The organism is Candidatus Hydrogenedentota bacterium, from assembly GCA_018005585.1.
GTDB lineage: Bacteria > Hydrogenedentota > Hydrogenedentia > Hydrogenedentales > JAGMZX01 > JAGMZX01.
This window is the reverse complement of the sequence record JAGMZX010000084.1, coordinates 1-9,325: the sequence shown is the minus strand read 5'-3', so window position 1 is coordinate 9,325 and position 9,325 is coordinate 1. Positions and strand designations below refer to the sequence as shown.

6 protein-coding genes are annotated in these 9,325 nt (G+C 65.6%); 1 reads left to right on the top strand and 5 read right to left on the bottom strand.

Features of this window, described 5'->3' with window-relative positions:
• The 5 genes from KA184_14445 to KA184_14425 form a co-directional block, all read right to left on the bottom strand.
• A partial coding sequence (locus tag KA184_14445; protein ID MBP8130774.1) for a VCBS repeat-containing protein occupies nucleotides 1-1,555 on the bottom strand: 1,555 nt, incomplete at its 3' end.
• Nucleotides 1,556-1,629: 74 nt separating this feature from the next.
• The gene (locus KA184_14440; GenBank protein MBP8130773.1) at nucleotides 1,630-2,979 is read right to left on the bottom strand and encodes a right-handed parallel beta-helix repeat-containing protein; all 1,350 of its coding nucleotides are present in this window, start codon (nucleotides 2,977-2,979) and stop codon (nucleotides 1,630-1,632) included.
• A 19-nt stretch (nucleotides 2,980-2,998) separates the two neighbouring features.
• On the bottom strand, nucleotides 2,999-4,396 hold the full coding sequence (locus KA184_14435; protein ID MBP8130772.1) for a hypothetical protein: 1,398 nt from the start codon (nucleotides 4,394-4,396) through the stop codon (nucleotides 2,999-3,001).
• A gap of 155 nt (nucleotides 4,397-4,551) precedes the next feature.
• Nucleotides 4,552-5,547 carry a DUF1559 domain-containing protein gene (locus tag KA184_14430; GenBank protein MBP8130771.1) on the bottom strand — a complete coding sequence of 332 codons (996 nt, stop codon included), beginning with the start codon at nucleotides 5,545-5,547 and terminating at the stop codon, nucleotides 4,552-4,554.
• Nucleotides 5,548-5,862: 315 nt separating this feature from the next.
• Nucleotides 5,863-8,433 carry a VCBS repeat-containing protein gene (locus tag KA184_14425; GenBank protein ID MBP8130770.1) on the bottom strand — a complete coding sequence of 857 codons (2,571 nt, stop codon included), beginning with the start codon at nucleotides 8,431-8,433 and terminating at the stop codon, nucleotides 5,863-5,865.
• Nucleotides 8,434-8,803: 370 nt separating this feature from the next.
• Here KA184_14425 and KA184_14420 point away from each other — a divergent pair.
• Nucleotides 8,804-9,325: hypothetical protein (locus tag KA184_14420; protein ID MBP8130769.1), on the top strand; the 522-nt coding region annotated here is incomplete at its 3' end.

Genomic DNA, 9,325 nt, shown 5'->3' with positions numbered 1-9,325 from the left:
GCAGGTCGTTCAGCCCGTCCGCGTCCCAGTCCGCGAAGACCGGATACGGATATCCCATGTTGTGCCAATGATGGGGCTCGCCCAGGATTTCGTTGCGTAAAATCTTGATCGGGCCGCCGTCAGCGGGGATCAAGGCCGGTTCGCGAAACGCCGGGCGCGCAGGCCCGCCGCCGTTGATCACAATGCGTGGCCAGCCGTAGCCGCCGCCGATGAGCAGGTCCTGATCGCCGTCGGCGTCCCAGTCGCACAGGCACGGCCACGCCTGATCGCTCAGCGACATCACGGCGCACGGCGACCGCGCGGCGCCCAGCGGGGTGAACGTCGCGGGTTGCGCGTCCGTGGGCGCGTGCAGGAACAGCGTGACACGCTGGAACGTGTCGTGCTGGACCAGCAGACCCCGCGGTTCCGTGTCCACGGCGGCGAGGTCCGTGGGATATGTCACATCGATGCCGGACACTGGCGCAGGCGCGGCAAACGCGGGCGGCGTCCCGCCTTCGTTGCGCCGCCAGACGATGCGTTGTTCATGGACGCCGCCGCCCGGAACCGGAACGAGGCACACGGCATCGTGCCTGCCGTCGCGGTCCATGTCGAAGAAGCAGGGCGGCCCGGCGAGTTCGAGCGGCACTGGCGGCGCGGCGTCGAAGGGCCAGCCGTCGGGGTTCCGGTTGCGCAGGAAATGGACCTCCGCGTTCCCGTCGGCGTGGAGGTTGCCGAGCACGAGGTCCAGCGCGCCGTCGTTGTCGAGGTCCACGATGCGGCAGGGCGCCCACGCGCCCGCGGGACGCGCCAGTTCGCCGTCCCGCACGAAAACGGGCGGCCCGGCGGCGTCCCGCTTGCCCGAATCGAGATAGAAGCTGAGCCGGTCGCCGTTCCGTGGCGAAAACACGAGGTCCAGGGCGCCGTCGCGGTTCAAATCGGCGAACGCCGCGCACATGTAGGTGCCAAGAAAGTCTTTCGGATGTGCGTCAGCCTTGGTTTCGACGTAGCGCAAGCGCAGCAGGTCGCCGAAGACCATCTCGTCGTCCTCGCACGCGCCTGGGTAACAGACCACGCCGTCCCACGGTTCGCCGGGGCGATAGGCGTAGTTCCAGCAGCCCGCGAGGTCGCGGCGGCCGTCGCCGTTCAGGTCCACCAGGCCGCCGAGGTACGGCAGCGCGACGCAGCGCGGTGCGTCCGCGTTGTACCGGAGCAAATCCCCAACGCCGATGGGGGGGACATAGGCCGGAACCGGCGCGGCGGACGGCGACGGCGCCGTATGGAAGCGGATCGCGAAGGCGCGATGCTCGGGATTCGTGGTCGCCCACATGACCCGCGCCGTGTCGCGGCGTGTGGCGTCCCATTCGACAGCGCAGGGCAGTTCGGCACCATCCGCAATGTCCAGCACCTGCACAGAGCCGCGGTCCACCTGTTCGCTGACGCCGGCCGCATCCAGCAGACCGCCAAAATCGATGACGGGGTCCATGGGCACGCGCGGAAACGTCAGTTCCGACGCGACGTCAACAGGGAGGGACCATTGTTCGGCGAGAACGCCGAAACTGAGCGCGACCACGAACACGCTTGCCCATATCAACCCGCGTGCATATCGGCTCTTCGGCGGCTTAGCCGCCGTCCGCGCGCGCCGAACCGGTCTCATTTCCGCCGGAGGTCCTGCACCGCGACGGCGAAGCCCTCGATGTGGTTGTCCTGAAGCGTGTTTTCGCCGGTTTCCGCCCCGATGCGGATGCCGGCCCGGCTCGCGGGCCCGCGCGTCTCGCGGATTTCATTTCGCGCCAGCGTGTTGCCGGAAGTCACGCCCTGGATATCGACTGCGGCGCCGTCTTCCGGCCCATTGTCGATGATGCGGTTTTCCTCGACGCGATTTCCCGAAGCGGTGTAGCCGATGCCCCGTTCGGGCCGGAACAGGACGCCGCACTTGCCGTTGCGCAGCACGTCGTTGTCGCGCACGAGATTCTCGTCGTCGCGATGGCCGATGGAGATGCCGTAATCCACGTTGTCGCAGATCACGTTGCCTTCCGCGAGGCCGTATTTGACGCCCCAGCAGAAAAACAGGCCCGTGCCGTTGCGCTCGATGCGGTTTCCGGTGATGGTGGGCCGTTGCGAGCCCGAGCCGGGGTGCATGCCGAGGTCCGCGTTGTCGTGGCTGTGACAGTTCTCGACCACGACATCGTGGCAAATCTGCCAGCTCATGCCGTCGCCGTTGTAATTGCGCGCGGTCACGCCGCGGAGCACGATGCGGCTGCAATCCTGAAACCAGAGGCAGCCCGCGTAGTTGCCGTCCAGGTGCGCGTTGTTCGCGCGGTTGCCGTCCAGGGTCAGGTTTTCTACAGCCAGCTCGCTTGCCTCTTCCGCCGTGATGAGCGGGAACAGCGTAACCGCCACCGGCTGTTTCTCGACCCAGAAATTCTCGCGCAATGCGCGGTCGAGCTTGAACCGGCTGCCGCTGTGCGCGACAAGCGTGCGCTTGACCACCTCGCGCCCGCCGGTGTCGGGATTCTCGGTGATGAGGCAAACCCCGTCTCCCACCAGGAACCCCGACGCATCCGTCAATGTAATCTCCTGGTCATACCAGTCCGAATCCACGGCAAGCGTCGTCTCGACCGAGGGCGCTTTCGTAAGCACCGTGTCCGGTCCGCTGCCCTCGATGCGCACGCGCGTGCGCAGACAGACGGCGTTGCGCAGCGTGTATTCGCCCGGCAGCAGCTTGACCGTGCCGCCGCCGAAACGCGCGATGTAGTCGACGCCCGCCTGGATGGCCTTGTCCGTGACACCGGGGATGTCCGCCGAGCCCGGCCCGACGGTGACTGTCAGGCGCTGCTCCCAGGCAGGTTCGAAGGCAACATCGCCGGACGTTGCGCGCGGGCGCGTGACCTCGGGCCGTTCCCCCGCGATCGCGGGCAGCATCGCACACGAGCCCAGGCACGCGGCCGCCGATGTCAGCCATTGGCGGCGGCTCATGCCGCGCGGGTTCCTGGTTCGCATGAAAGGTCCCCGGCCTGGCTCAGGCATTCAACAGTTCGCGGATGGCGGCGCGCATAGCGTGCTCCGATTCGGGCAGGGCATGCGACGCGGTAGGCTCGTAGCCGCCTTCGTCAAAGAACGATTCGAGGCAGATGTACGCCGGCGCGCAGTCGCCGTACGCGGCCACGGCGACGAACTGCTCCGGCGCGAGTTCCTGGGCGTACAACTGGAACGCGATGACGGATTCGCCCGGCAGATGCAGGATGCGCAGATTGCCAAGAGACAGCGCGCTCAACTCGAAAGGCTTTTTTGCCCGCGCGCGAAAGGCGAGGAACATGGCTGCGTCGAGACGGGTGCTCCAGACGCCGTCCTGGCGTGTCATCTTCGCCTGCTGTTCCGCATCGGTGAAGCCCGCGTCCTCGCGGGGCGTGAGAGGGAGCAGCGCCGTTTTCCAGGCGATGTCCGCCGCGGGTTCATAGTGCGTCGCGTCGGCGGCGGCCTTCATGCCCGCATAAAGCCGCTGATACAGGCCTTCGCGCGCCTCGGGGGTGCGGTCGTTGTATTTGCCCGCCGCGATATCGCCGCCGCAGCCGGTGAAATACACCTGAAACACGTTCTCCTCCGTCTGGAGCCGTTCCCGGGCCATGCCGGCGAAGTCGTAGCTCGCGCGCGCGTCGCCGTAGAAGCTCTGCGGATGCGTCGCGTAGTAATGCAGGCGCGCGACCGGCTCGTCGCCTTGTGCGAAGGTGACCGTCTTCACAAAGGGATCGACCAGCCCTTCGGGCATCGCGATCATCGCCGGGTCCGTGCAGGAACTCGCGCGGAACCCGACCTTGCCGTCGCCGGCCGGGATGCGCCGGTTCGAGGCGACCCGCTCGGCCTTCGCCTGGCCCAGGCCGAGCCGGTCCCACGGGCGCAGCGCGCCGACGGCACTCTTGACGGCGGCGGCGAGCCGCGCCGCGGGTTCCTCGAAGGTCTCGATTGCGGGATAAGGCGACGGGTTCTCCGTCTGCGCAAAGATGCGGATGGCGTCGCTGTCGGCCATGGGCGCCGTGTGCTGATGCACGGTGTGCACGGCGACAAACTCCGGTCGGGTGTCTGCCGCCTCCGCGAGGAGTTGGCGGAACAGGTCGTGGGTCGAGTTGCAGATCTCGCACCAGTCGACCGCGCACAGCACGTAGCGCGCGCCATTGTCCTCAAGCACAATGCCCTTTGCGAGCAGGGGATGCTCGATGACCTCCAGACCCTTGAAGCTCGAGTAGATGGGCGTGCCCAGCGGCGGGGTAACGTCGCACTGGAAGGTGGCTATCCGCTTGCTCCCGGCAGCTGCCATTGCGGTTCTCCCTATGGTTGTGCATGCGCCCATGGCCGCCGCGACGGCGCCCGTCGCGGTCATGCTCAGGAATTCCCGTCGCCGAATGATGCGTGATTTGACCATAATGTGTTCCTTCCTTTATGCGTGCCGGCCTGAATGGAAACACCATAGCACGGATAAACGGCTGTATGAAACGCAAGAATTGAAAGATGCGCGGGTAACCGCGCCGCCGCGATTACCCGGGCAAAGACGCTTGTTGGTGCCGATTGCGGTATTGGCTAGAAGACTGCCGCCATGACGCCCAGCAGGTTCGCCACGTATTTGTTGCAGAGCGAGTCGCCGTTCTGCTCGTATCTGAGGAAATCGACGTGGCCATCCATGTACAGCACGTTCGACCCGCCCGGAATGTGGTTGAACGCCGAGGGCACCACCGCAAGCTGGTCGAAGATCACGGGAATGGTGCTCTGGGCCTGAGCGCTGGCCGCAGGGTTGTTGATGTCCGTGATCAGGAACCGCTCGATACCCTCGCGCAGCCGGTAGACGGTGTCGCTGCCGCCATTGCCTTCTCCCGCGTAGGTGCTGACGAGCGTGATGTCATCGTCCACGTATTTCGCCATGGTTGGGCCATCGTCATTCAGCACGGCAGTGACGAACTCGGGAGTAAACAACGCTTCAATGGCGCCGACTACTTGGCGCACGCCTTCCGTAGGCGGGTTCGCGGGGATCATGTCCGCCTCGCCTACCGCGGAGAAGATGACGATCAGCGCGTTGAGGTCGGCAAAGCCGTGCTTTACGGCGTAACGGTCGAACACCCAGCCGAGGTACGTGTAGCTGCAGTCTGCCGCGCTGGCGCAGCGGCTGCCGGCGTCGCTCGTGGGCCAGGAATAGTTCAGGCACAGTTCGTCGCTGTTGGGCGGCGTGAACCGTTCCGCCATCTCACCCGCTTCCGAATCGGAAGGGCAGACCAGGATGAACGGGTCGTTCAAGTATTCCGGGTACACCGTAAACATGTTGGGGACCAGGTCAATGATCGAAGCGGGCCGCACGTTGTGCCAGTTGTACACGCCGGCCTGCATCGTGGGGAACCGCTCGCCCGGGTCCTCGTTCGAGTACATCTTCAGTACCAGCCCGAGTTCCTTCAGGTTGTTCTGGCAACTCGCGCGCCGGGCCGATTCGCGCGCGCGGGCCAGCGCGGGCAGCAGGATAGCCGCCAGAATGCCGATGATTGCGATGACGACCAAGAGTTCGATGAGCGTAAAACCCCGGTTTCTCATAGGAACCTCCTGTTCTTCACGAGACGTTTGATGCCGGAACCCTTATGGCCCACCTGTTGGGCATAACGGCTTGTGACGAAAGTCCACATCGAGCGCGGGTGCGCCGTGCCCGCGCCTGCTGCGCCGTACCCCCCGATATCGCGAAACTTCCGCAGAACACCACCAGATGCCCCTTCTGGCCCTGGTTCAGAACTCTCAAACACCGCAGAATGAATATACAACAGACGCGCATTCTGCACAATAGCCCTCGAAGGCCCAAGAAATGGCGGGAGAACCCGGGACACAGGATTCAGAAGACGGCCGGAATGGCCGGGCTCAGCTCTTTGCGCCCAGAACCACCAACTCCCCGTTTGCGAGCGTCACTGCCACCTCGCTATACCCATCGCCGTTGATGTCGCCCGCAATGGGCGCGCCCGCCGCCGGTGCGCCAAGCGGCGCGCGCCAGACGATGCGTGGCGTCGAGCCATCGTCGCCGGCCGCCCAGAGTTCGCCGTGACTCGTCGCAAACACGAATTCATGGCGGGCATCGCCGTCCACGTCGCAGGTCAGCACGTCGCTGGACGACGCCTCCACGGACAGTTCCCATCGCGGCGCGCCCGTCTCGGCGTTGACGCACGCGAAAGTGCCGTTTTGACGTCCGAAACCCATGAGCCACGCGCCGTCCGTTACCTGGAGGAACCCTTCCGCGCCCGCGCGATTCTCGCCCGGCTTCAAGATACGGTGCCATTTCGGGTCTGCGTGCAATGTCATCACGCCCTGGAAGTAATGGCCGTCCACGAGACACACGAGCGGTTCCGCATGGACGCGCTCAAGGATGGCCGGCAAGGTATAGAGACCTTGGCTCGGTTGACTGAAAATCTTCGGCGGAAACAGAGGCCCGAGCAGCGGCGCGCCAGTCTGCCCGTCGGCCACACAAAAGTAATCCGGGTTGGTGAACACGAGGTCTTCCGCGCCGTCCCCGTTGAAATCGTACACACTGGCCAGGTTTACGCTCGGGCCCCAGAACCGCTCGATCTCGGGCCGTTCGCCCTGTTCCCAGACCAGGCGCCCTGTTCTACCGTCGAGACAGAAGCTACGTGCCGCCGGGGCGCCGAACCACACATAGAGGTCGGGCGTGGCCGCGCCGGCGAGCCGGCCCGCGCGCGCATACGCGGCCTGGCCGTTGGGCAGGCCGGTCCCGGTCGGCGCAGGCAATTCCGTGCGCCAGAGGACGCGGTTATTCCGCGCGGGGGTGACGGCCTCGACCACCGGCAGCCGGGCGGCGCCCAATTCGGTGCGCGCCAAGTCCGGCGCGCCGTCGCCATCGAAATCAGCCACGACTGGTATCGAAAGGGAGGGGTATTCGCCGGTTAAAACGAGCGTTTCCTGTTGCCAACGCAACACCCGCGTGCGCCCGCCGCCGTGCGCGAGCAGTTCGGTCCCGCCGCGGCCCAGGTCCGCCAGGAGCAGCGTGGGAGCGGCCTCGGCTGACGCCATCGCCGGGATGTGTTCGAAACCGGGCCTCGGCGAGGATGCGGTGGGCGCAGGGTCCGTTTCCATGACACCGTTGCCATCGCCGCGCAATACCTTCATCACGCCGCCGCGATTCAGGAGCACGCGACCCGGCTGTGGCGAAGGCACGATGCGCGTGCCCGGGTCCGACCAGATTTCCAGCCAGTCTCCGTTCTTGCCCGAGAGCACGCACGCCCCCGAAGTGGCCTCCACGGACGCGGTGTCGACGCGGTTCGCGGCAATGTCCGCCGCCCCGTCGCCATTCACGTCGACGATGGTGACCGGGACAAGCCCCGCCCCGCCATGCTCGATAATTCCCGTGACAGCGTCATACACGCGCAGTTTCCACGCATTTTCGCCCTCACCGTTAAATACGCTCACGACCACCTCGAGCGCGTTGTCGCCGTCCACATCGCCGTACGCGGGCTGCGGATACGCGGTGTCCACCTTGCCAGTCGTAACGCTCTCGCCCCACGCATGGAGCCACGCGCGCTCGAAATGCCCGCCGCGGTTCAACAGCACTTCGTGGTGCTGCGCGAAGTCGGCGATGCACAGAAAATCCTCGCGCCCGTCGCGGTCCAGGTCGACAAACTCGACAAGGCCATAGCTGCGCACGTTGGCCGGGGCCACGTCCCACGTCTCGAAATGCTCCATCGCGCCGCTGACCGGGTCAAGGAACCACATGCGGCTGTGCGTCTCGACCACGAGTTCGCGCGTGCCGTCGCCGTCGAAATCCGTGCGCAGAAGCGAGGGAAAGCACGTGTACTGGTGAAAATCATAACGCCAGCGCTGCCTGGGCGGCTCGCCGGGCTTGTCAAACGCGAACAGCGCGGCATAGCCGTTCTCTTCGTCGGGGGGGTAGCCATGCATGAGCACGAGAATCTGTTTCGCGGGCATATCGGGCCAGTACGCGCCAGCATGGAGATACCACGCATAGGACATCGGTTCGACATCGTAACGCCAGCGCACAGCCCCCGATTCGAGGTCTACCAGCACCGCCGCGCCATATGGCGGCTCGGGCCGGCCCGCCTGCAGCAGCACCTCGGCGAGTCCATCGCCGTCAAGGTCTTCACAAGCTGCGATCGCCGTAAAATTGAGCCCCCGGGGATGTGACGTCCATTTCAGGGCGTTGTCCGGTGTAAACGCAAACAGGGCCCCGCCCACAATCGCGAGACCCGTCTCCGCGCCGCCCGGCTGAGACGCGCGCTGAACGCCTGGCGCAGTACAGCCGAGATTGTAGCGCGCGAGGACGCGCGGCGCTTCGCGCATCTTGCCCGGGAGCGGCTGCACGGCCGTCAGGTGCGCGTTCTGCCTCGGCTCCGGCCACGCGCCCGGCGCGGCGAGAGCGGTTTGCGCCAGAAAAACGACCGCGACCGGCAGTGCGAACCCCGCCATCCGCCATCCGGCCGGCACTGACGTCCGAATCGTGTGTTCCCGGCTCACGCGCTGCGATCTTTCCGTTGAGCATTCTGCCGCAACAAGCTGCATCGCGCCTGAGTTTACCCCTTGTGCTTTTCCCAAGCCAGTCCACGCGGGCCTTGAAATACAGGGGCGAGGCATGCCTCACACCTACGAGCGGCAGGCAATTAAGCGTCGTCGACAGTCTCATGAACTTGGAGACAGTCCGCGGCCCCTGAATGGTATATAGTGTTATTCATGCCTGTGCCGGGGCCTTGGGGTCCGTTCTGCGGCGCGAACCCGGAACTGCGGATGGTGTCTCAAGGATGAAAGAGCAGGGGTTTGTGAGCCATAGGAGAGCCGAACCATGTGGAATCGATATTCGGTGATGTCTGTGTTGTGCTTGGCGGTGCCGGTGTGCGCATGTCTCGCGGGCGCCGCGGCGGCCCAGTCGGGCGCGCAGTGGATGGACCGCGAAGCCATCTGGCTGGAACGCACGGACGGCGGCGTGCGGGTCCACTACGCAGTCGAGAATCCCGGCAGCCGCACGGTGGAACGGCAATTGCATTTTCGCGTGGCCGACCTGAACGGTTACGACCTGCTGGGCAAGTCCGAGGCGGTATCACTGCCGCCGGGCCGCCAAGAGCGGGTCATGGAGATTTCCGTGCCGCTGCCCGAGGCGCGGGTGCCGGAATGCTTCCTGGAATACCGTTTTCAGGCCTTTGGCGGGGAGGAGCGGGCGGCCATGCGCGTGATCGACACGCTGCCGCAATTGGAGACGCGGCTCGTTGCCTCGCGAGACTTCCTGGCGGGAAGTCAGGCTTCGCTACGGATTGTTGCGCTGGACCACGCAACGCAAAAGCCCGTGCCCGGCGCGCAGGTCGAAGTC